This window comes from Anaerostipes sp. PC18 (assembly GCF_039789045.1).
In the GTDB taxonomy this organism is placed as follows: domain Bacteria; phylum Bacillota; class Clostridia; order Lachnospirales; family Lachnospiraceae; genus Anaerostipes; species Anaerostipes hominis.
This window is the reverse complement of the sequence record NZ_CP121164.1, coordinates 167,377-188,887: the sequence shown is the minus strand read 5'-3', so window position 1 is coordinate 188,887 and position 21,511 is coordinate 167,377. Positions and strand designations below refer to the sequence as shown.

21 protein-coding genes and 1 pseudogene are annotated in these 21,511 nt (G+C 43.0%); 11 read left to right on the top strand and 11 right to left on the bottom strand.

From position 1 onward, the window contains the following. Nucleotides 1–207 precede the first annotated feature (207 nt). On the top strand, nt 208–1,986 hold the full coding sequence (locus P8F77_RS00960) for a sigma-54-dependent transcriptional regulator (RefSeq protein WP_006567920.1): 1,779 nt from the start codon (nt 208–210) through the stop codon (nt 1,984–1,986). Nucleotides 1,987–2,041: 55 nt separating this feature from the next. On the opposite strand, the gene P8F77_RS00955 is transcribed toward P8F77_RS00960, so the two are convergent. The 7 genes from P8F77_RS00955 to P8F77_RS00925 form a co-directional block, all read right to left on the bottom strand. Further along, nucleotides 2,042–3,142 carry a GNAT family N-acetyltransferase gene (locus P8F77_RS00955; RefSeq protein ID WP_081723909.1) on the bottom strand — a complete coding sequence of 367 codons (1,101 nt, stop codon included), beginning with the start codon at nt 3,140–3,142 and terminating at the stop codon, nt 2,042–2,044. Beyond that, nucleotides 3,143–3,910 (bottom strand): GNAT family N-acetyltransferase, encoded by a 768-nt coding sequence (locus P8F77_RS00950; RefSeq protein WP_024728905.1) that lies wholly within the window; start codon nt 3,908–3,910, stop codon nt 3,143–3,145. It abuts the gene before it with no gap. 41 nt (nt 3,911–3,951) lie between these two features. Beyond that, nucleotides 3,952–4,224 (bottom strand): DUF6429 family protein, encoded by a 273-nt coding sequence (locus tag P8F77_RS00945; RefSeq protein WP_024728906.1) that lies wholly within the window; start codon nt 4,222–4,224, stop codon nt 3,952–3,954. A gap of 27 nt (nt 4,225–4,251) precedes the next feature. Further along, nucleotides 4,252–4,737, bottom strand: a complete 486-nt coding sequence (locus P8F77_RS00940; RefSeq protein WP_024728907.1) for a GNAT family N-acetyltransferase — start codon at nt 4,735–4,737, stop codon at nt 4,252–4,254. A 147-nt stretch (nt 4,738–4,884) separates the two neighbouring features. Next, a complete protein-coding gene (locus P8F77_RS00935) occupies nt 4,885–5,127 on the bottom strand; it encodes a hypothetical protein (protein ID WP_024728908.1) in 243 nt (80 codons plus the stop codon). 84 nt (nt 5,128–5,211) lie between these two features. After that, nucleotides 5,212–6,591 carry a 23S rRNA (uracil(1939)-C(5))-methyltransferase RlmD gene (gene rlmD, locus P8F77_RS00930; RefSeq protein WP_024728909.1) on the bottom strand — a complete coding sequence of 460 codons (1,380 nt, stop codon included), beginning with the start codon at nt 6,589–6,591 and terminating at the stop codon, nt 5,212–5,214. Nucleotides 6,592–6,625: 34 nt separating this feature from the next. Next, a complete protein-coding gene (locus P8F77_RS00925) occupies nt 6,626–7,567 on the bottom strand; it encodes an HD domain-containing protein (protein WP_006567930.1) in 942 nt (313 codons plus the stop codon). 198 nt (nt 7,568–7,765) lie between these two features. Between P8F77_RS00925 and P8F77_RS00920 the strand changes: the two genes are divergently transcribed. The 4 genes from P8F77_RS00920 (at nt 7,766) to P8F77_RS00905 (ending at nt 14,251) form a co-directional block, all read left to right on the top strand. After that, on the top strand, nt 7,766–10,165 hold the full coding sequence (locus tag P8F77_RS00920) for an endonuclease MutS2 (protein ID WP_024728910.1): 2,400 nt from the start codon (nt 7,766–7,768) through the stop codon (nt 10,163–10,165). Nucleotides 10,166–10,375: 210 nt separating this feature from the next. Continuing rightward, entirely contained in the window at nt 10,376–11,236 is an 861-nt protein-coding gene (locus P8F77_RS00915) for a PRD domain-containing protein (RefSeq protein ID WP_006567932.1), read from the top strand. 80 nt (nt 11,237–11,316) lie between these two features. Further along, nucleotides 11,317–13,191: a beta-glucoside-specific PTS transporter subunit IIABC gene (locus tag P8F77_RS00910; protein ID WP_129701931.1), complete on the top strand. Its 1,875-nt coding sequence runs from the start codon at nt 11,317–11,319 to the stop codon at nt 13,189–13,191. Nucleotides 13,192–13,201: 10 nt separating this feature from the next. Then, nucleotides 13,202–14,251 (top strand): alpha/beta hydrolase, encoded by a 1,050-nt coding sequence (locus P8F77_RS00905; RefSeq protein ID WP_233441594.1) that lies wholly within the window; start codon nt 13,202–13,204, stop codon nt 14,249–14,251. 34 nt (nt 14,252–14,285) lie between these two features. Here the strand turns inward: P8F77_RS00905 and P8F77_RS00900 are convergent, their stop codons facing one another. After that, entirely contained in the window at nt 14,286–14,471 is a 186-nt protein-coding gene (locus P8F77_RS00900; protein WP_034550405.1) for a hypothetical protein, read from the bottom strand. Between the two features lie 148 nt (nt 14,472–14,619). On the opposite strand from P8F77_RS00900, the pseudogene P8F77_RS00895 reads away from it, so the two are divergent. The 6 genes and pseudogenes from P8F77_RS00895 to P8F77_RS00870 all read left to right on the top strand — a co-directional run. Next, a pseudogene (locus P8F77_RS00895) lies at nt 14,620–14,982 on the top strand (hypothetical protein); the annotation flags it as partial. Then, nucleotides 14,928–15,395, top strand: a complete 468-nt coding sequence (locus P8F77_RS00890) for a UbiX family flavin prenyltransferase (RefSeq protein WP_287520373.1) — start codon at nt 14,928–14,930, stop codon at nt 15,393–15,395. The pseudogene P8F77_RS00895 and the gene P8F77_RS00890, both read left to right, overlap by 55 nt. 1 nt (nt 15,396) lies before the next feature. Next, nucleotides 15,397–15,720: a hypothetical protein gene (locus tag P8F77_RS00885; protein WP_129701936.1), complete on the top strand. Its 324-nt coding sequence runs from the start codon at nt 15,397–15,399 to the stop codon at nt 15,718–15,720. 178 nt (nt 15,721–15,898) lie between these two features. Then, nucleotides 15,899–16,198, top strand: coding sequence for a hypothetical protein (locus P8F77_RS00880; protein ID WP_006567940.1), 300 nt, complete (start codon nt 15,899–15,901; stop codon nt 16,196–16,198). 28 nt (nt 16,199–16,226) lie between these two features. Then, nucleotides 16,227–17,357 (top strand): hypothetical protein, encoded by a 1,131-nt coding sequence (locus P8F77_RS00875; RefSeq protein WP_347256229.1) that lies wholly within the window; start codon nt 16,227–16,229, stop codon nt 17,355–17,357. 2 nt (nt 17,358–17,359) lie between these two features. Then, entirely contained in the window at nt 17,360–18,208 is an 849-nt protein-coding gene (locus P8F77_RS00870) for a VanZ family protein (RefSeq protein WP_165353867.1), read from the top strand. Nucleotides 18,209–18,276: 68 nt separating this feature from the next. On the opposite strand, the gene P8F77_RS00865 is transcribed toward P8F77_RS00870, so the two are convergent. The 3 genes from P8F77_RS00865 to P8F77_RS00855 are packed head-to-tail and all read right to left on the bottom strand — an operon-like array spanning nt 18,277 to nt 21,480. Continuing rightward, a complete protein-coding gene (locus P8F77_RS00865; protein ID WP_233441597.1) occupies nt 18,277–19,320 on the bottom strand; it encodes a sugar-binding domain-containing protein in 1,044 nt (347 codons plus the stop codon). After that, complete coding sequence (locus P8F77_RS00860; RefSeq protein WP_129701944.1) at nt 19,313–20,149, bottom strand: class II fructose-bisphosphate aldolase; 837 nt, start codon at nt 20,147–20,149, stop codon at nt 19,313–19,315. The genes P8F77_RS00865 and P8F77_RS00860 overlap by 8 nt, the downstream gene beginning before the upstream one ends. A gap of 11 nt (nt 20,150–20,160) precedes the next feature. Continuing rightward, a complete protein-coding gene (locus tag P8F77_RS00855) occupies nt 20,161–21,480 on the bottom strand; it encodes a zinc-binding dehydrogenase (protein WP_129701946.1) in 1,320 nt (439 codons plus the stop codon). Between the last annotated feature and the right edge of the window lie 31 nt (nt 21,481–21,511).

Below are 21,511 nucleotides of genomic sequence, written 5' to 3'. Positions count from 1 at the left end.
AATATTTTGTGTTTCTTTGCTTTTCTTGTTTAACATATTACTTCTTAAAACCTCGTTATTCAATTGCACAATTTCATTTTATCGTTTTATTTTGAAACATCCAGCTTAATTTTTGTTGCATTTTGATACGTTCAAGTATATAATAAATCTATATGAAAGCGAATATCTCAACGATAAAAATTCATTTTTTACAAAGGGGAAATCCATATGCAGAAAACCAAGATACTTGCAGTAGCTCCTTATGAAGGAATGGCGGATGCCATATCTGCAATCGCACAGACAAGAGATGATATCCGCATGACGGTACAGACAGGCGATTTGGATAACGGCAAAAAAATCGCCCTCGAACTGGCACATAATAATTATGACGTTATTATTTCAAGAGGCGGAACTGCCGAATTGATACGTTCTAACGTCGAGCTCCCGGTAATCGATATCCCGATTTCCGTGTATGATGTGCTCCGCACAATTAAACTTGTGGAAAGCTATTCCGGCAAGTTTATAATCGCCGGATTTTCTTCGATCACAAACTGCGCCAAAGTGCTCTGCGACCTACTGCAGTATGATATTGATATTGTAACGTTTACCAACGAATCGGATGCTCTGCCGGCAATCAGGAAGGCGCAGCAGAACGGCTGTACATTGGCTCTTTGTGATATGACAGGTTTAAATGCAGCCAGGAAGCTGGGGATGAATTCTATCCTTCTTTCTTCCGGAAGCGAAAGTATCACTTCTGCAATTGATGAAGCCGTCAAACTCGTGGCGTCTTCTGCTCATGTTCACAAACAGAAAGATCTGTTTCAGGCTCTTCTGACCAATGAAGACCGGGAATTTCTGATTTTTAATCCAGCCGGAGCCTTATGGTTTTCCAGTCTTCCAAATAACGACAGCAATACAGTCCTTATGAATCTTGTACAGACTTATCTTCGGGCTTTTTTGAAAGTTTCGGGTCAGACAGTTACCAGACAGATCCGCGATAAAATCTTCATCCTTACAAACCGGCATTTATTCTATGAAGACCAGAAATATACAGCAATAACCATCCAACAGAAACATGCCGTTTTTTCCGAAGAAGACTCAGTAATTACTATTTACAATCATTTGGATTCGAACTCAGAAGATTTCGCCGATGAATACAACGGCTCTCACCAAGTGGGACGTACGGCCGATATTATCGAAGCGTATGCAAAGAGCACACAGCCGGTACTGATTATAGGAGAATCCGGAACAGGGAAAGATAAAGTTGCAAAGCTTTTATATTCCAACAGCTCCGGGAATTCTTCCCCTTTATATATCATCAATTGTGAACTTATGGGGGAACGAAAATGGAATGCCCTGATCAATAATTCAGATTCGCCATTCGCAAATGTGAATACAAACATCTATATCAAAAATCCGGGAGCGCTTTCGAAAAATCAATTGGACAAGCTTTTTTCTTATATTGATAATTCAGAGCTCGCCAGAAGGAACCGGCTGATTTTTTCGCTGATCCTGAATTCCTCAGAAAAGGATCAGACGGAAATATGTCGAAATTATCTCGAGAACAAATTATCCTGCATGACTTTGAAGCTTTTGCCGCTTCGAGATCGCATTCAGGATCTATCGAGCATTGCCACGCTTTATATTCATCGTATGAATGTCGCTACCGGCAAGCAGATTATCGGCTTTGAGGCGGAAGCTATGGATTTGATGACTGCTTTTTCATGGCCTAACAACCTCGATCAATTGCACCATATAATCAAAGAATTGGTGGTTATAACCCGCACTCCATATATTACTTATGAAAACGTAAAAGAAATTTTGGACAACGAACCCTCCGCCGATCCTTCTGCTGATATTTCCGGTCTGGATCTTACCGGCACACTAAATGAGATCAATGACCAGATCATCCATATGGTGCTTACGGAGGAAGCCGGAAATAAAGAACGAGCCGCTAAGAGGCTTGGAATCAGCCGGAGTACGCTTTGGCGAATGTTAAAGAAGTGATTTACAGATACGGGCATAAATAAGACAGGAAGAATGCATCCCTTATACCTCTTTTTCACAATGATTCAGGCTGATCCAAAGGATCGGTAAAAAGGACAGCAGATTGCTGATCATATGAGCTGAAAAAGGTGCTTTTAAGCTGTGATGCTTCTTTCCCCCACAATGCTGCATAGATCCCCTGGATCACATGTCTGTGACACAGCCCGAAAATAACACTGGAAATCAGAGACGACTTTTCTTTCCCCATCGATTTTAATCCTTTGTACAGAAATCTGCGGAATAAAAGTTCCTCGGTCGCCGGGCCAATGACCCCTGCCGCAGCTGCGTTTACTAAAAGCGGGCTTTTCTCAGCCCTTTGATCCATTATGAATTTGCTGTTATGGAAATTTGCTGTAAGATAAATAGAAATGTATTGTGTGAGAAAAAAGAAAGAAATCGTAAATAAAAGAATAAATTCCTTAATACCTTTACTCTCTGCAAAAACAGTATGCTGGATGGCTATCCCCTTGTCCCGCAGGGCATTCACTCTGTCGGGATCGGACGCGATCGGTACTAACGCATCCAAACCTTCTTTATTTCTCTTCTCCATGACTTCAAACCAATAGTCTCTCATCTGAGGGATCTGTTTTCTTTTTGCAGGGTTGTCTCCATATAGATCGTGACATCTGGAGCAAAGGGGCGCAGCATTCTCAATCGTATCTTCATCTCCCTCATTCTGAGGAATGATATGATGTACTTCAACAAACGGTTCCTGACAGATGACACACCTGAAATCTGATTTTCTCTTTGCTTCTTCCTTTACTTTTTCTGAAAATCCCATCTCAGACAGTCCGTCAACCGCCGCCTGCAAAAGCTGTCTGCCATATCCATTTCCATAGTAATCCGGAAGCAAATAGAGCGAGACGATTTCCCCAAACCCCTTAAGACTGATGAATCTGGAAGCACAGTAGGAGGCCGTGCCGATCATCTTTTCACCATTCATCATGACTAATGAAATCAATTCAGAATTTTGAATTCCCTCACGCCATTTTTCTTTATCAATGTTATCCAGAAACTCCTGAGGGATGATGCCTCTATATGTACTTTTCCAACTGGCCGCATAGATACCACAGACTGCATCGATGTCATCTTCCTCGTTTAATAACCTGATCTCCATTTAATATCCCCATATTTCAAATGCTTTGTATTCATGGTCAAAATGATATCCTAATTTCTCTGCAAGTGCAGCGGATGCTTGATTTTGGGCATCCCAGCTCGGATACAGACCTTTGTTCAGACATTCCAGTATCAGCTTTGCTCCACAAGCATAAGCCAGTCCATTTCGCCGGAACTCTTCCTTCGTGTCAATCTGTATTTCAATTCCTTCTCTGTATCTTGCATAAGAAGAAGCTCCTGCTGCGAGCGATTCTCCTTTTAATACGGCAATTCCTATGCCGAGCTTTTTATATGTCTCATAGTCCTCAAACTGTGAGACCAGATCCTGACACCATGCACTTGATCTGCATAGCGCAAAAAGGTCTGCATCAATCATTCGCAGGGTATATCCCGGCTTTAACGAATTGACGGCAGGCCTTAAAGTATCTTTATCAAAAATATTCTGTTCTTTTTTTATGGCATAACGTGTTACTGGTTTTGCTCTGTCTCCATACTTTTTGACGATCAGTTCTGCCCATTCCTCAGACTGCGGCACCATAATAATAAAGTCCTGGAAACAGTTTTCCGGTTTATAAGAGACTAAATCTTCCTCTGCATTTCCGGCAAAAAAACAGAAATCACCAAGAACAGCCATAGCGGACTGTGGATCTGAAGTATTGTCCACATAGATGTCTCCCATGACCTTTTGAAGACAGGACCAGATTAAAGTTTCCTTCCATTCTCCGAACAGTTTTCTCGCTTTTGTTGTGTCTTCCAATTTGACAGGCATGCCATAATCCTTTCTCTTCTTAAATATTGCTTGTTGTCTGCTCATTCATCCCAGTCTTTTATATTATATTTGACGAGTAATTCTTTTGCTTTCTCCAATCCTTCTTCGTAAATATGTACAGATTTAGAGCGATGGCTTCCCTGATCAATCAGCCCTTCTTCCTCAAGATCATCCAAGGCATGAAAGGGATACCCTTTCCAGGCTTTGTTTTTTTCTAATGAAAATCTATCCTGGTGGCTGAATCTTGTTAGATACATTAAAAGCAGTGATAGTTCGTTGATAGCTTCTTTTGGAGATGTTTTTTCTTCTCTCATCAACCTGATTCCTCCTTACACTAGCGGCTAAATAACTGTTTTTGTCAAATCATACATCATAATAAACTCTTCCTCTGTCTCATCGATAATTTTAAAGCCGAGATTCTGATACATTTTAAATGCATAATTTTCTTTCTGTACTGACAGAGAAGCCTTTTTGTATCCTTTTGATTTTAAAAGAGACAGCATCTCCTGCATCATTTTTGTACCGATTCCTTTTCCTCTATACTTTTTGTAAAGGGAAATTGCAAATTCGGGAGTCACGTCATCTATATTCCCATATCCGGATATGATCCGTGTCCAGACTGCTCCTATGATTCTTCCGTTTGCTTCGGCGCAGAGACAATGATCGTGTTCTTTTCCAAAGTTCTCTATGTATATATTTAAGTCTGGTTCATCGATGATTTCCTTTGGCAGAAGAGTTTCCGTGTCTTTTTGAAAAATTGCCTCATATAAAAACTTTTTTAGATAAGGGTATTCATTTGGATACATTTGTCTGATCTTATATTCCATGGCACTCTCCTTTAATTAAATTCTTTATAGAGTGAAATATGGTCTTTTAATTCAATAAAACCATTTTTCTTATAAAAATTAAAAGCGGGAACAGTTCTCTCTGTCTGTAAAAAAATATGCGTTACCTGTTTGCTTTTGGCATATTGTTCAACGGCTTGTAAAAAGTCCGTACCAATGCATGATGCTTCCCATTGAAAGGCCAATGAGTTCATCATTTTTAAACAGACCCAATGTTAAAGAATTCCTGTTTCCTATTAAATCCATAATATATTCATGCAGTTGTGCCAAGTCACTCCAATCATCATTCCAGGGCTCCTTTGTAAAAATCTCTGCAAATAATGATTTGATTTCTTCTATGCTTTTAATATTTAATTCTTTTAGTTCTTTCATAATAGATTTTCTTCTCCTCTAAAACACTGGAGTTCCCAGGCATGTCTACCGTCCAATGACGAATCAATTTTCTGGCGGAAAACTCTACTGCCCTTTCCTCTTCAATAGTGCCACGGTCTCCACATGCCCCGTATGCCCAAACTGATCCACAACCGCCACTTTCCGAACTTCATATCCTTCTCCCCCCAGCACCTTCAAATCCCGAGCCAATGTCCCAGGATCACAGCTGACATACACAATCCTCTCCGGCCCCATCTTAACCATAGTATCGAGCAATGCCTTATCGCACCCTTTCCGGGGCGGGTCAACAACGATCACATCCGCATAAACCCCATTCTTCTCATACTCTCGTGGCAGTACTTCCTCCGCCTTCCCCACAAAGAACTTCACATTATCCATACGGTTCATCCTGACATTCAATCTGGCATCTTCAATGGCTTCCTTCACAATCTCAACCCCATAGACCTGCTTTGCCTTCTGTGCCAGGAACAGAGAAATCGTTCCGATCCCACAGTAAAGATCCCACACAGTTTCATCCCCGCAGAGCTCGGCATACTCCAAGGCCTTCTCATACAGAACCTTCGTCTGCCTTGGATTCACCTGAAAGAATGACAGCGGCCCGATTTGATACTTCACATTCCCAATATAGTCATAAATATAAGCAGGTCCATAAACCTCTTCTACCTTACTTCCCATAATCCGGTTTGTCCTCTCCCGGTTGCTGTTGACACAAATGCTGGTCATACCCTCAACCTCTTTTAAAGACTCCACCAGTTTAGAAAGATTCGGAAGATCCTTCTTCCTGCCGTTCACCACGAGACATACCATGATTTCCCCTGTGACAAACCCAGCCCGGGTCATGATATGGCGCACCAATCCTCTATGATTTTTTTCGTCATAAGGCTCCACATGGTTCCTCTCCATGTAATCAAGAACCTTTTTAAGAATCTCCTCATTGACCGGATGCTGAATTGAACAGTGGGTACAGTCAATAATAGAATGAGTCCGTCCCGCATAAAACCCGGTGATCAGTTTTCCATCCTTGTTCCGTCCCACAGGAAACTGGGCTTTGTTCCGATAATAATACGGCTCGTCCATTCCATAAATCGGTTCCATGAAAGAGCCTGCATTTTCAATCCCGCCGATTCGTTCCAGACAGTTTTTTACCTTATTAAATTTATACTCCAGCTGCTTTTCATAAGACAGATGCTGGAGAGTACATCCACCGCACGGACGTGCGGAAGGACATTTGGGCTCCACACGGTCAGGAGACGGGACAAGCAGTTTTTCTACTCTTGCAAATCCATAATTTTTCTTTATCTTGATGATGCGGGCAAGGACTTTGTCCCCCGCGACGGCATCTTTTAAAAAGAGGGCATAGCCGTCTGCATGGCCGATGCCCTCTCCTTCATTGCCCATATCATCAATTTCCACTTCCACTAATTGATTCTTTTTAAATTCCATAGGCACCTCTTATTTCATCATCCATGAATGAAAATTAAATGGATGATTCTCTGATCTTTGTGTCAAACAAACGCTGGAAACCGGACCATTCCTGGCCTTCCTGCTTCTTCTCGATCACCTCTGCAAATGTCTCCATCTTAGCATCCAGATTATCAGCCTGGCTCAGTGCAAGTGCTTCTGCCAATGCAGGTTTTTTCGGTGAACCGAATTCCAGTTCCCCGTGATGGGACAGAATACAGTGTTTCACTTCGTTGGCAAGCTTTACAGGGAATCCCGGGATCTCATCCATGAGTTTGGAAAGCTTGATCGTTCCCATGACAATATGTCCCACTAACTGGCCTTCGTCTGTATAATCATTTTCAGGAAATGCTGAGAGCTCCTCTGCCTTTCCGATATCATGGAACAGTGCCGTTGTGACGAGCAGGTCTCTGTTTAACTGCGGATACAGAACTGCATACTGTTCACATAACTTTGCCACGCTGACAGAGTGCTCCAGCAGGCCGCCGATGTATCCGTGATGTACACTTTTTGCAGCAGAATGAATCTTAAACTTCTTTACAAACTCTTTATCTTCTACGAAAACCTTCATGGCAAGTTCTTTTAAATACGGGTTCTGAATTCTCTGGATCATTGTTAAAAGCTCATCAAACATTTCATCGATATCTTTTTTTGTGGATGGCATATAATCGGAAATCTGGTATTCTCCTTCATCTGCCTTCCGGATCATTTCAATATTCAGCTGATTATTTCCCTGGAAGTTTGTGACCTTCCCTTTCACCATGATATAATCCATGGCCTCAAAATGTCCGATGGCATTGTTAAGTTCCCATACTTTTCCGTCGATCATTCCGGTTTTGTCCTGGAGCGAAAGAGAATAATAGGTCTTTCCAAATTTTGATGTGCCGGATGTCTTTGTCTTGCACAAAAATACCTCCGAAACCATATCTCCTTCATGCAGCTCACTTATATATCTCATAATTTAACCTTTCTAGGGCCGCCTTAGAGCCCGCACCTCTTTTACTTTCCCTATTATTACATAAACTGTCCCGAAAATCCACTGGAAAATTGCCGTTTGGCTCGTTTACATGCCACATATTTTATGCTACACTTTTTCTAAATCTAAAAAAGAAAACCTTCTATAAATAATGGTTTTTGAATAATCTGAGGGAAAAATATGAATCAAAAAGTTTTAAATACATTAGAATATGACAAGGTCATCGAAAGGCTTAAAGCGTATGCCACCACAGAGCTTGGAAAAGCCGCCTGTGAAAAATTAGAGCCGATGACGGATGAACCGGAAATATCCCTGGCCCAGGAACAGACACAGGATGCCCTGACCAGACTTTATAAACAGGGAAGTATTTCATTTTTTGGAGTACATGATCTGGGGGCTTCTCTGAAACGCCTGAAAATGAAAGGGACTTTGAGTGCCGGAGAACTTCTGGAGATTGCCGGTCTTTTGGAGGCAGTAAAAAATGCACTGGCCTACGGTGCACAGCGGGATGATATGGCGGATGCCGATTCTCTGGATTCTGTATTTGAGTCTCTGGTACCGATGGACGGCCTGTTAAAGGATATCAGACACTGTATTATTTCACCGCAAGAGATCAGTGATGATGCCTCCTCCGCCTTAAAAGACATCCGCAGAAATATGAAACTGACCAATCAGAAGATCCACAGCCAGCTCACGGCTATGGTCAGTTCTTCCTCCAACAAAGACATGCTTCAGGATGCCCTTGTGACCATGAGAAACGGACGCTATTGTATTCCGGTAAAACAGGAGTACCGCGGACAGTTTAAAGGAATGATACATGACCAGTCTTCCAGCGGTTCTACTCTGTTTATCGAGCCGATGGCGGTGGTGACTCTGAACAATCAGTTAAAAGAGCTGGAGGGACAGGAACAGACAGAGATCGAGCGTATATTATCGCTTTTAAGTGAACAGGCTTCCTACGATATGGATGGTCTGGCACAGAACCAAAAGCTTCTGGTTCTGCTTGATTTTATTTTTGCAAAGGCTAAATATGCCAAAGACTATAACGGCAGCAAACCGATTTTCAGAGAAGACGGCGTGATCAATATCAAACAGGGGCGCCACCCTCTGCTTGACCCTAAAAAAGTGGTTCCGATTAACGTCTCTCTCGGCGATGCATTTTCTATGCTGGTCATTACCGGGCCAAATACAGGGGGTAAAACCGTTTCATTAAAGACCGTGGGCTTATTTACACTGATGGGGCAGGCAGGCCTTCATATTCCTGCATTCCAGGGTTCCAGTCTGGGAATTTATGAAGAGGTATTCGCGGATATCGGAGATGAACAGAGTATTGAACAGAACCTGAGTACTTTCTCCTCCCACATGACCAATATTGTCTCTATCATTCAGAATGCCCATCGTCACTCTCTGGTGCTGCTGGATGAGCTGTGCGGCGGAACCGATCCGGTGGAAGGCGCTGCCCTGGCTATATCCATTCTGACGGACCTGCATGACCGGGGCGTAAAAACTATGGCGACGACTCATTACAGCGAACTGAAAATGTTTGCGCTCTCAACGGACGGAGTTGAAAATGCTTCCTGTGAATTTGATGTAGAGACATTATCCCCGACCTATCGGCTGATGATCGGCATTCCCGGAAAAAGTAATGCATTTGCGATTTCACGGAAGCTGGGACTCGATAACCATATTATTGTGCATGCATCGGATCAGATTGATGAATCAGTAAAAGATTTTGAGACCATACTGGCTGATCTGGAAAAGAGCAAGCAGACGATTGAGCAGGAACAGGAAGAAATCTTTGAATACCGGAAAGAGATCGAAAACCTGAGAAAGAGTCTGAAGGAACGCCAGGAAAATATAAAAGAAAAGCGTGAGAAACTTCTCCGCGAGGCCCGTGAGGAAGCCTACCGGATTATTTCCGAGGCAAAGGAAACTGCCGATGAGACGATCAAGGAATATAACAATTTAAAGAAGCAGTCAGGCAAAGATGCAAACAGGAAAATGGAGCATATGCGAAGTGATCTTCGCGGCAAAATGTCCAGACTGGAAAAAGATATGGCATATCGTTCTAAAAACAGAGCGTCCAAAAAACATGAACCTGGAGATTTTCAGGTTGGAGATGAGGTTTATGTGACCAGCCTTTCCCTGAGCGGCACAGTCCAGACACTTCCCAACTCCAAAGGAGACTTGTATGTACAGATGGGAATGATGCGCTCCAAAGTCAATGTCAAAGACCTGGAGATCACTAAGAGTGTGAAACAGGTGAAACGGGAAAATGCAAGAAATGAAGCCAGAAACAGTGGGCGGACTGCGATCAATAAGTCTTCCAGTATCCGTCCTGAAATCAACGTCCTTGGTATGACAGTGGATGAAGCCGTCTCCCAGCTTGATAAGTTCATTGATGATGCCTGTCTGGCAAACCTTGGACAGATTACCGTCATTCACGGAAAGGGAACAGGAGCCCTGAGAAAAGGAATCCATAACTACTTAAAGACTCTGAAAAAACAAAAACGGATCTCTGGATACCGCGACGGAGAATTCGGTGAGGGAGATATGGGTGTTACGGTTATCATGTTGTAATATCTGACCAAAGTTTGTTTTTGTTTTTATCACATTTATACAAATTCTCAACATCCAGTTGACAGTTTACGGCAGCTGTGATAAATTTGTATCAACAATTCGATAGGGATCGTGACTATTATAGAATAGGCGAGACCTGAATTATAATAAGGCATGAGTTATGTCTTATTATAATTTAGGTCTCTTTTTATATTTGGGGGAGGGATAAAAATGGAGCAGGAGTGCTTTCATGTTAAAAAGGTCTTAAACAATAATGTCATATTTTCAAAAAACCAAGAGGGACAGGACATTATTCTCACAGGCCTTGGACTGGGTTTTCAGAAGAGAAAAGGGGATCCGGTGGAGGCAGAAAAAATTGAACGAATTTTTATACTGAAAGAAGAAGCCACAGGAAACAGACTTTCGGAGCTGTTAAAACAGATTCCTATTGACTACTTTTATCTGGCGGATCAGATTAAACAGCATGCAGAACAAAAGCTTTCTAAGGAATTAAATCAGAATATCTATGTGACTCTATGTGACCATATGTATTATGCAGTAGAACGTTTTAAACAAGGACTTTTGTTCCAAAATCAGTTGATGTGGGAAATCAAACGGTTCTACCCTAAGGAATATCAGATTGCGTTGGAAGCGATCAAACTGATGAATTCCACTCTCAATGTAAAGCTTCCGGAAGATGAAGCCAGTTTTGTTGCCCTGCATATTATTAATGCAGAACTTAACGGTCACGAAATCCAGTCAGTCATCGATATGACAAGGCTGATCAAAGGAATCTGCAGCATTGTACAATATGAGTTTAAAATAGATTTTGATGAAAATTCCTTAAACTATACAAGGTTCATACTGCATTTAAAATTCTTTTCCCAGCGGCTTATGATGAATGAGCCTCCGGCAGAAGAAGCATCCTTTTTATACCCTCAGGTTCAGGAAAACATGCCGGAAGCATTTCAATGTTCCCGGAAGATCGCTTTATATATACAAAAAAGCTATAACTACACCATTACGAAAAGTGAACAGGTCTATCTGACCATTCACATTGAACGGCTGCTGTCAGAGAGCAGAAAGCTGTAAATCATAAGTTGCTAAGATTGTGACTGCTTCGGGCAGGCAAGACTTAAGATAAATTATTTCAATCTTAAGGAGGAAACAACATGACAAACAGACAAATGGCAGAAGAAATTCTGCAAAAAGTAGGCGGGAAGCGGAATGTGATTTCTTATTCCCATTGCTCCACAAGGCTTCGCCTTGACCTGAAAGATTCCGGCAAAATCGACCGGGATAGTCTTGATAAGCTGGATGGTATTCTATCTGTGATGGATGTGGCAGGACAGACCCAGATTGTACTCGGTCCCCAGGTCCAGTACATTTATGAAGAACTCCAGGGGATCTTTCCGCAGAGTTCTTCTGCTTCTTCGGAGGCCGGCAGTCAGAAAAAGAAAGGGTTTTTAGGGTCAGCTCTGGAGATCATCTCCAGCCTGTTTACTCCCCTCATTGACGTTCTGATCGGCGCTGGTATTTTAAAGGGACTTTTGAGCATCCTCACTGCATCCAGTATTTTGACGGACGCCAGCGGAACCTATCAGATTTTAAATGCAGCTGCGGACAGTCTATATTATTTTCTTCCAGTGGTGCTGGCGATCACTTGCGCCAAACGCTTTAAGACAAATATGTTTGTGTCCGTAACAATTGCCGGAGCATTATTATATCCGAATCTGACGGCTCTTTATGATGCCGGAAAGGCTATCAGCTTTTTAGGTATTCCTGTACAGCTGACCACATTTAAGAGCAGCGTATTTCCAATTATATTTGCGATCTTACTGCTCTCATATGTAGAAAAAGGCCTCGCAAAACTGCTTCCTGAGAAGATCAGAAGCCGAATTGCTCCATTTTTCTCTCTCCTAATTGTAGTTCCTGTGACGATAACCGTCTTTGGACCTCTTGGCTCTATGCTCAGTAATACGATAGCAGGATTTTACATGAACCTGTATGGATTTAACCCTATGATTGCGGGAGGTTTCATCGGCGCCATTGCTCAGGTGCTTGTTATTTTCGGAATTCATTGGGGATTATTCCCGATCATTTTCTCCAACATTGAAAAGTTTGGTTTTGATACCATCCTGGCTGTATTTGGTCCCAGCATTATCGCCCAGTCAGGCGCTGCTTTCGGTGTATGGCTGAAAACAAAAGATCAACGGCTGAAACAGATCGCGGCCCCTGCGGCTCTCATGGGATTTTTCGGAATCTCTGAACCCGCGATTTATGGAATTACATTAAAATATCGCAGAGCATTTGCGGCTGCTATCATCGGAGGAGGTATCGGTGGTGCCGTTGCAGGAGCCTGCGGTGCCAGGGCTATGGCTGTAGCCGTCGCTGCCGTTCCAACCTTCCCTGCTTACTTCGGTGCCGGATTTACCGGGTTTGTAATCGCCTATTTTGGTGCTTTCCTGATTTCCGCTGTTCTTACTTATCTTTTCGGTTTTAATGATTCTATGATACCGGAATCAGAACGGGCTGATGTAAATGTCACGGCAGATCATACAGAGCTCAGTACATCCACATCCAAAGCTGTAGCAATCAAAGTACATGCGCCTGCTGACGGTACAGTTCTCCCTTTGAACAAAGTAAAGGATCCTGCATTTTCCTCTGAGGCACTTGGAAAAGGTATTGCCGTCATTCCCGAAAATGGAAAAATTACAGCGCCTGTTGCTGGAACTGTGGCCGCCGTTTATCCGACCCTGCACGCATATGGCATTGTAAGTGAAAACCAGGAAGAATTTTTAATACATATCGGAATCGACACGGTAAAATTAGATGGAAAATACTTTAAGTCTCATGTAAAGACTGGTGATATTGTCATGCCTGGAGATTTAATTGCTGCCATTGAAATAGATGAGATTAAAAAAGCAGGGTTTGACCCTACGGTCATCATTATTGATACATCAGGCGGCTCCGAGAGAAAAATGACCTTACTCCGGGAGGGATCCGTCTCTTCCCAGGAAGATCTGCTGCTCATTGAATCATTATAAGGAGATCTATATGTTTAAAGAAAAAATGATCCCTCTTTATGCTGGAAGTAATGATTGCTGCAGACTGAAACAAATTCCCGGCTGTAACAGGAACCACCTCCTCGATCCTTCTGTGATCGGGAAGGTGGAAAAGTCCGGAGTTTTTCTGACAGACTATGAGAAAGCTCCCTTCACACCTTTTATGGATCTTTCTTCCCTGAGGCTTGAAATGGGATCTGAGAATCTGGACATCACACAAGAGTTGGTAGAAGAAATGCCCTTTTTGATCAGACTTTCTGACCGCTTTATCCCTGTTACCTTTTTTCGTCTTCCAAACGGGCAAATGCAGAAACCGGTGATTTTCTTCCACGGCGGAGGCTTCCTAGGAGGAAGTACGAAGGTCCTTGAACATCAATGCAGATTTCTGGCAGAACAATCTAAAGCCACTGTCATTTCTGTGGATTACCGGCTAATTCCCGAAAATCCTTTTCCCGCAGCCCTCAATGACTGCAAAGAGGTTATCTCTTGGATCTGGGACCATGCGGGAGAATGGAATTTGGACAGAAACAAAATCACTGCTGCCGGCGAAAGTGCCGGCGGCAACCTTGCTGTTTCATGCTCCCTTTCTGAAACAGGAAAAAAAGTGGCGCTGACCATGCCTGTGTACGGTGCACTGGATTTATCTTATGCCGAAGATACGGACTACTGGGACTATCATAAATATGAAGTCATCCCGGAACACTACAATCATGCAATGACAAGACTCAACCGCTTTCGGATTTTAAACAATACCATTCATGATTTGTACGCAGCCAACGGAGAAGACGTGAAGGATCCTTCGATTTCTCCGCTTTATGCAAATGATTTGTCCAACCTAAAAAAAGCAGTAATCATCGAAGCCGAATTTGACTATTTCCGCTTATCCAACGATTTATTTGCTGAAAAATTGTGGGATTCTGGTATACCGTGTGAGGTGATCCGTTACCAGGGTATGGATCACGGTTTTTATGACCGCCTGGGATTTTGCCAGCAGACAAAAGATTGTATTATGGAAATGGCACTACAGATCAGAAAACTATAAAAGAATAAAGGCAGTGGATGGTGTGATGATAGTATTATACCTCACACCCTTTGCACATATAGTCCGCAAAGATCCTCATGGCATCTGTCTGCGCCGTTCCCGCAAGCTTTGCAAGGACAACAGATAATTTCGTAGGCGGATCCAGCGGTACAACCTTCACCTGGCCGGCCTGAAAGATCCGGAAGTTGCTTTTTGCCAGCAGGCTGATACCTTCACCCACTGCAACGCCGCTGATAATGGATTCTACTCTTCCGGTCCGGACAACCTCAGGTGTGATGCCTGCGGATTGTTCTCCTGAGAAGCTTGGATGGAAGCTGTTTGAATGTGCCGGACATCCCATAGAGACAGTGGTGATCCATGGAAAAGCACAGTGCCGGATGATCAAGGTGACGGCTGTGACACACCGGAAAGATCCTATTTTACAAACCTGCATCGGTCCCAGCGAAGAACATGTATCCATGGCGGGTATCCCCACAGAAGCCAGCATTATCGGAATGATTGAAAAGGCCATGCCCGGTGTCCGCTGCCATCCGCTGGATCCGTCCAATGATCCTGACTTCTCACCGAGTATCCGGTATCATGGGATCGCCTGCAAGACCATTTTTGACTGTACTGTTCCTTTTTCCTTAAAAGAGCGGTTCCAGAGAGCACAGCTTTTAGACGTTGATCCCAGCCCGTGGATGTCTGGACAGACAGTGCCGCAAGAACCCTCTCACTGGAAACCAATTTAGCCTTAGAGGATCTCCAGGGCCTTTCCCATACAGTCTATGATAACCGCAATATCGGTGCCGCTCCAGCCAGCGGCAGTTGTCCCATGAAAGGTATGATCGTTGTTCCATGCAGTATGAAAACCTTAGCGGGGATTCACAGCGGGTACAGTGACAGCCTGCTTCTCCGGGACGCCGATGTGACCTTGAAGGAACGCCGGAAGCTTGTGCTTGTGGCCAGGGAGTGTCCTCTTAGCAACATCCACCTGAGAAATATGTATGAAGTTTCCCAGGCTGGCGCCGTCATCCTGCCCCCTGTACTGAGTTATTACAATCATCCTCAGTCTGTGGAGGATATGACAAGACACGTGGCCGGCAAGATTTTAGATCAGTTCGGAGTAGAATTTGAAGGATTTCAGCGATGGGAAGGAAAATGAAATGATAAAGCAGACTTTGCTGAAGACAGAATTGTTCCGGTATGAGATCTGTGCCCATGTAACCCGTCTCGATGAGGGCATCCAGGTTCTTATCGCAGGTGGAAGCCGCACTCATATTGGCATGGTGAGCTTTATGGGGTATAATGGAAATATTCAAACCCTACGGTTTCCGGGACATAAGGACGGATATGTGAGTACACGCCGGGACAATGCCCTCTGGGAAAGCCTGCATGAACCCGTCTGTATCCAATGCGGAATCCATTATGATCGTCTGGAAAACAACCAGATAAAAGAAGTACTTAATAATAGTATTCATAAAATGTAAACAACTTAACGTTTCTTTTAGTCTTGACTAAAAGATTCATCAATGGTATAGTGTACAAAGATTATATACATATAATGGAAGCTATTAATATTTAAAAAAAGGTATTGACAGGAAAAGACTTTTAATTGGTTTATTAATCACAACAACTATATTTTCCTCATCTACTTCTGCCTTCGCCATGGATAAAAGAGTCAAGGCATCAAAACATTGGGTTTCGACTAAGGAAATCACGGCTAAAGAAGCAAAAGCAAACAAGAACTGGAAAAAAGGTTATCTTAAAGGAAACGGCAAGGGGTATGTAACGGCAAACCAGAAGCATTATGTTACAGTCAAATTGTGGGCAGACTATTCAACAGGATGTTGGAAAACTTCAAAAAGAATATGGGGAAAAGGCAAAGTGGAGAATAGTACCGGATGGGCCACAAAAAATTGCTGTCTGATTGATTTGTATTCTTCAAGTGTGTATTATGGATTTTAATAACAGGCTGAAACATTATCTGGTTTTCGTGACCATTATAATCATATTTGTCTTTGGATCATCTGTCTATTCTTATGCCTTATTTGTCGAAAGAAATAATTCTTCAATTTCTCAAAATAGCAGCCAAGGAGATTGGCTGCTGGCTGACAATTACGACAGAAAAGGCTACCGTTATGAAAACTTTCTAAGAAAAAAGGATTCTTTAAAGATTTTAAAACAGGTGTATCAACAGCTTATGAATATAAAAAATATTGATTATTATGAAATATCAAACCAAGATTTTATTTATACAAAAAAATTTCAAGGCAGCAAAAGTGTCATTAACGGGAAAGGAAACCAAAAAATAGATGATGTGCTGATCACACCCTTGAAATCTATGCAGGTTTCAGAACTCTATGCAAAAAGACAAAATCTCGATCAAAGCATACAAACTGGAGAATTTTTTAAACGATCTGCATATAAAAAAACTTCTAATCAGATCGTTCCTGTTGTGGCGGGTGCAAATTATAAACATATTTTTAAGCTAAATTCTATTGTTGAAAACTCGTATCTAGCAACTAAAAATATCCGCTGTAAAATAATAGGTTTTCTAGACAAAAAAACAAATGTCAAGGTTGATGAAGAAATTATCAATTTAGACAATTATTTAATCATGCCTAGCATTAAGCTATCTCCTCAGGATACTCTGGATTTTAAACAGATTCTTTTATCTGACAAGTGTGAAGGGTATCTACATTATGATAATAAAAATGAATATCATCAGGTTGTCCAGCAAGTAAAAAGAATTGTGAAAGAAACCGGCTATGAATATATCATACCGCCCGAAGAAAAACATAATCTATATAACCTTTCCATTGGGCAAACTTTTCTGATTTTTCTTTCATCTGCTTTAGCTTTTCTGTTGGTTATTAGGAAATTATACCGAGATTATATCATTAAAACAGAAAAGGGGCTGTTTTTCGTCACATTTAAGAATCTTACAGTTTATCTCGGTTGGCTGTTTTCAGCTTTTGTCATCAGTCAGGGGATTCTTTTAGCACTATACAAGAAGCACCAGAATATATTTATTCGTACAAGGCTCACTACGGTGCTGTTTTTCCTGGCGGTTGGCTGTTACCTGACATTATTGTCTGTGCTCCGATGGAAGAAAGAGGATTGATCATGAGAGAAAATTTTTCTAAAGGCGCTATACTGCTTGCCCAGGCTCTGATCGCTGGATTGATTATTTATGCATTAATTGCAATCGTATTAAAAGTAATGGGTAAGATAAAAACTTTTAAAAACGGCGATTGGTTTTTGCAGTACCTCTTTACTGTATATCTTATTTTTATTGGTATTGTCACGGGCATGTTTGCTTTTGATGCCTGGAGTCTCAATGGAGCCCATAACTATAATCTGATTCCTTTTATCGGTGAAGACCTTTCTTACATCATATTAAATATCTTGTTGTTCCTGCCCATGGGAGTATTTGTCCCCTTAATGCAGCAGACTGAAAAACGAAGTCTGAGAAAAACAGTGCTAATTATATTGCTTTTGTCCCTTTTCATCGAATGCATTCAGTTTTTCTTCGTGGGAAGGCTGGCAGACATTGATGATCTGATTGCAAATACCCTTGGAGGACTTTTGGGTTATACTTTTTTTAAGGTTTCAGCTTGTCTGGTCAACCGATATAATAGTGGCAGAAAATCTGGCCTTGGAACTTATTCCATTGTCCTCAGTGTCATTACTCTGTTTTTTGGTTTTACTTTTCCACCTATGACCTGTTATGGAGATATGATTCTTGCGCGATTTGGAATTCCGATCTGGTCAGGCAATCAAAATGGAATCATTTCTCTGGACGGACTACATTATAGTTTATTTCTCTATTTGATATTAAGCCTTCTGGGACTTCTTTTAGCTATGAGACATCCCGGTGATCTTGGAGCTAAGACCGGCAAATTCATATCATACATTGCTATTTTATACTTTATAATTAAAATAATTCTAAATCTTATGCAAACCTATCTGTAATGGAATTTAAATGTAAAATAGACTGTTTGGAAAATCATTTTCGATTTTCCAAACAGTCTATTTTAAAATTAATTTTCCTTTCCCATAAGCCTTCTCCGATCCATCTCGATCAGCTCTCTGGCGGAATGAACATCGGTCACCAGCCCGTCCACGATCTTATGTTTGAGAGCCGCATACAGACTTGCCGCTTTCTCTGTCCCCTCTGTCACAGCAATCACTTCCGGAATCCGTTTGATCTCTTCAATATTTAAAGAGATGAGCTGCCTGTTCCATTTACAGTCTATCAGTTCTCCCTCTTTGTCAAAATAATTATAAGAAATGTCACCGACCAGGCGTCTGCTGATGTCATCCTTCTCCCGGTTGATCCCGTGCAGATAAGATTCGGTCAGCTCAAAATACTGAGGTGAGCTGCCGAGTCCCACCACAGCCAGTTCCGCATTTCTGGCTTTTTCCATGACACTTTTAATAAAGTGCTGCTTTAAAAGCATTTCCTTTGCCTCATAGGAATCTAAAACAATGGGGGCATGCAGCTGAAGGCTGTTCCCCCCGCTGTTCTTTGCCATCCGCTCACACACCACATTGGCCTGGATCTCCCACCGTTCTTCCCCCAATCCTCCCGACATAGGTACAAATGTCACATGGTCAAAGGGCACTCCCGATGAAAAGCTCTCAGCGATCTGGCGGGTGGTAGTTCCCGCCGTCATTGCCACATACTTCACAGTGGACAGCTTTCTCGCCACATATTTTGCTGCTGCCGCACCCACTGTTTTTACCGGATTTTCACTGTTTTCCACACTGACGCACACTGCCTCTCTGATCTGAAACCGTTTCTTAAGCTCCTCCTCCAGCTTCCTGTACGGGTGAAACTCCTCGTCATGGATAATGATCTCTACAATCCCGATCCTTCTCGCTTTAGAAAGCAGCTTCGAAACCAGGGACCGGCTCATATTAAACTTTTTAGCGATCCTCTGCTGTGTCCATTCCTCCTCATAATAAAGCCTGGTGATCTCAGCGAGCATCCTGACTTCCTCTGCATCTGCCATCATTCTCCCTCCCACACTGAATGTATTCCCTCTGCTGACACGATTATAGCAGATCTGCAGGTCACTCATCCATTCCAAATATTCTCATGGCAGCCATCACATCCTGCTTCATAGCTTCCGTCGCCGCCAGTGTGAGACAGTCATAGGCCAGATGTTCTCCGGACTGTTTTACAAAGCTTCTAGCCGCGTTCCCTCCCGCTGTATTCATATATGTATAATAGTTAATCTTACAGATTCCCTCTTTTATGGCTCTGCGGTAATTGTCTCCGGATACCCCAGAGCCCCCGTGCATGACCAGGGGAATGCCGGTTTTTTCACTGATCTGAGTTACAATGGAAAGATCCAGCCTTGGCTGCTTTACATAAAGACCATGCACTGTGCCAAAGGCAACGGCCAGGCAGTCCACTCCAGTGCGCTTCACAAACTCCTCAGCCAGAGCAGGATCCGTATAAATGTTGTCCTCCCCGGGATCCTCATTGACATTTGCCACATGCCCAAGTTCTGCTTCCACAGATACTCCCACACTGTGGGCAGCTTTAACAATCTCTGCCGTCTCCATGAGATTCTGCTCAAACGGCTTGGCAGACGCGTCATACATAACAGAAGTAAACCCTGCCCGTATTGCCTCCATGCACCGTTTGAAGGTGCTTCCGTGGTCCAGATGCACTGCCACCGGCACAGAGGCACTCCTTGCATAGTGCAGCATCAGCGGGGCAATCTCATTTAAATCTATGATCGTATCATGACTCTGGGCATGCTGGAGGATCACCGGCCTCTGAAGCTCCTCAGCTGCACCGATTATGGCACGGATTCCTTCCAATGTGGTTCCGTTGAATGCCCCAACCGCCTGTTTTTTGTTCTTAGCATCTTCTAATAATCCCTTTAAAGTAACTAACATTCCCTTCCTCCCTATCGTGTCAGATCCACATTATATTCATCCAGCAAAATCTTTTCAGCCTCCGCATTCCAGCATCCGTTGTGGGCCTCACATGATACTGCCAGCTTTTCAAACAGTGGATTCTCCCTGCCAAGCTCCGCAAAATCTTCAATAGCTGTCAGCGGCAGATCGATCTGTGTATAGATCATTTTTTTCCCGCCCGGGATCTCCGGAACATGCAGAGTAGTCTCAATGGCACTGCTTAAGCCTCCGATATGTGTTACCATCACCGTAGGGCGGATCCTTTTTTGTTCCATCAACTTCAGGGCGTCATGGAGATCTTCATTGGTGCTTCCGGTAAATCCCACCAGATGGGTGTATGAATAATGCACATTGTACATATTGATCCTGGCTGAAAGCGATTGATCCACAGGGCCAGCAAAGAAATTCATGCACCCGTCTTTTCCCAGCACCCGGTCCGCCTGCTCGATCAAAGTTTCCACCGGAGCATAGACAAACACATCATCATATCCTCTGCCACCGTTCAGATTTTTCAGTTCCTCTGCCATATCCCGGCATTCATTTGCGTTCACAAAATACAGCTCTTTTCCGCTTTCCGGGTCAGGAACCAGCATTTTTTCTGCTCTGTTAAGCCGGTCTTTGGACATATCGACGGCGACAATCTTAGAAGGCCCGTTTTCCAGCTGTAGGGCATAGTCAATACACTCTAGTCCCATGGGTCCGCACGCTCCGAAGATCACAAGACTTCCCTGGGGTTTCACACCCATACGGTGTTCATGGTCTTCCTCCGATGTGTGGTACATTCTCCGATACCCGGCAATGATACAGGCCGTGGGCTCTGATAAGGAAGCTTCAAAAAAGGAGTCTCCATTAAATGGGATCAGACAGCCGTGCTCCATAACTTCCCGGGGAAGAATACAGTAGGTGCAGTCTCCCCCATAAGTCTCGTAGTAGTAACCCGCTGTTTTCATCCGGCCGTTTTCAGTGACCGTGGGCAACACCGTAAACTTCTGGCCCTTCTGGTATAGGTCTTTCCATTTCGCGCCTGTTTCTATGATAACTCCTGACATCTCATGCCCGATGACCGAAGGCCTCTCTTTAAGATCCGGCCTGGCTCTCTTGTGGGCTGCCCCCTGCTTAGACAGCTTATAAGTGGACATACAGACGCTGTCAGAAATGATCTTTACCAAAATCTCATCTTCCTTTATAGGCGGCAGTTCAAATGTATCCAGCCTCAAGTCCTCTTTTCCATAAAGTCTGATCGCTCGTGTTTGCATAGTTAGCACCTCTTTCTTATAATTCAGGTTTGTATTGAAATTCAACCCCATCATAATTACCTTCCTTCACCTTCGTCAATCAAAA

Bases quoted from the DNA above. Each gene is read 5' to 3' on its own strand.
- P8F77_RS00910 (WP_129701931.1), top strand. From the start codon at position 11,317: ATGACAAACAGACAAATGGCAGAAGAAATTCTGCAAAAAGTAGGCGGG.
- P8F77_RS00860 (WP_129701944.1), bottom strand. From the start codon at position 20,149: ATGTTAGTTACTTTAAAGGGATTATTAGAAGATGCTAAGAACAAAAAA.
- P8F77_RS00915 (WP_006567932.1), top strand. From the start codon at position 10,376: ATGGAGCAGGAGTGCTTTCATGTTAAAAAGGTCTTAAACAATAATGTC.
- P8F77_RS00905 (WP_233441594.1), top strand. From the start codon at position 13,202: ATGTTTAAAGAAAAAATGATCCCTCTTTATGCTGGAAGTAATGATTGC.
- P8F77_RS00945 (WP_024728906.1), bottom strand. From the start codon at position 4,224: ATGAGAGAAGAAAAAACATCTCCAAAAGAAGCTATCAACGAACTATCA.
- P8F77_RS00955 (WP_081723909.1), bottom strand. From the start codon at position 3,142: ATGGAGATCAGGTTATTAAACGAGGAAGATGACATCGATGCAGTCTGT.
- P8F77_RS00950 (WP_024728905.1), bottom strand. From the start codon at position 3,910: ATGCCTGTCAAATTGGAAGACACAACAAAAGCGAGAAAACTGTTCGGA.
- P8F77_RS00885 (WP_129701936.1), top strand. From the start codon at position 15,397: ATGATAAAGCAGACTTTGCTGAAGACAGAATTGTTCCGGTATGAGATC.
- P8F77_RS00920 (WP_024728910.1), top strand. From the start codon at position 7,766: ATGAATCAAAAAGTTTTAAATACATTAGAATATGACAAGGTCATCGAA.
- P8F77_RS00855 (WP_129701946.1), bottom strand. From the start codon at position 21,480: ATGATGGGGTTGAATTTCAATACAAACCTGAATTATAAGAAAGAGGTG.
- P8F77_RS00870 (WP_165353867.1), top strand. From the start codon at position 17,360: ATGAGAGAAAATTTTTCTAAAGGCGCTATACTGCTTGCCCAGGCTCTG.
- P8F77_RS00925 (WP_006567930.1), bottom strand. From the start codon at position 7,567: ATGAGATATATAAGTGAGCTGCATGAAGGAGATATGGTTTCGGAGGTA.
- P8F77_RS00960 (WP_006567920.1), top strand. From the start codon at position 208: ATGCAGAAAACCAAGATACTTGCAGTAGCTCCTTATGAAGGAATGGCG.
- P8F77_RS00880 (WP_006567940.1), top strand. From the start codon at position 15,899: ATGGATAAAAGAGTCAAGGCATCAAAACATTGGGTTTCGACTAAGGAA.
- P8F77_RS00935 (WP_024728908.1), bottom strand. From the start codon at position 5,127: ATGAAAGAACTAAAAGAATTAAATATTAAAAGCATAGAAGAAATCAAA.
- P8F77_RS00865 (WP_233441597.1), bottom strand. From the start codon at position 19,320: ATGAGTGACCTGCAGATCTGCTATAATCGTGTCAGCAGAGGGAATACA.
- P8F77_RS00940 (WP_024728907.1), bottom strand. From the start codon at position 4,737: ATGGAATATAAGATCAGACAAATGTATCCAAATGAATACCCTTATCTA.
- rlmD (WP_024728909.1), bottom strand. From the start codon at position 6,591: ATGGAATTTAAAAAGAATCAATTAGTGGAAGTGGAAATTGATGATATG.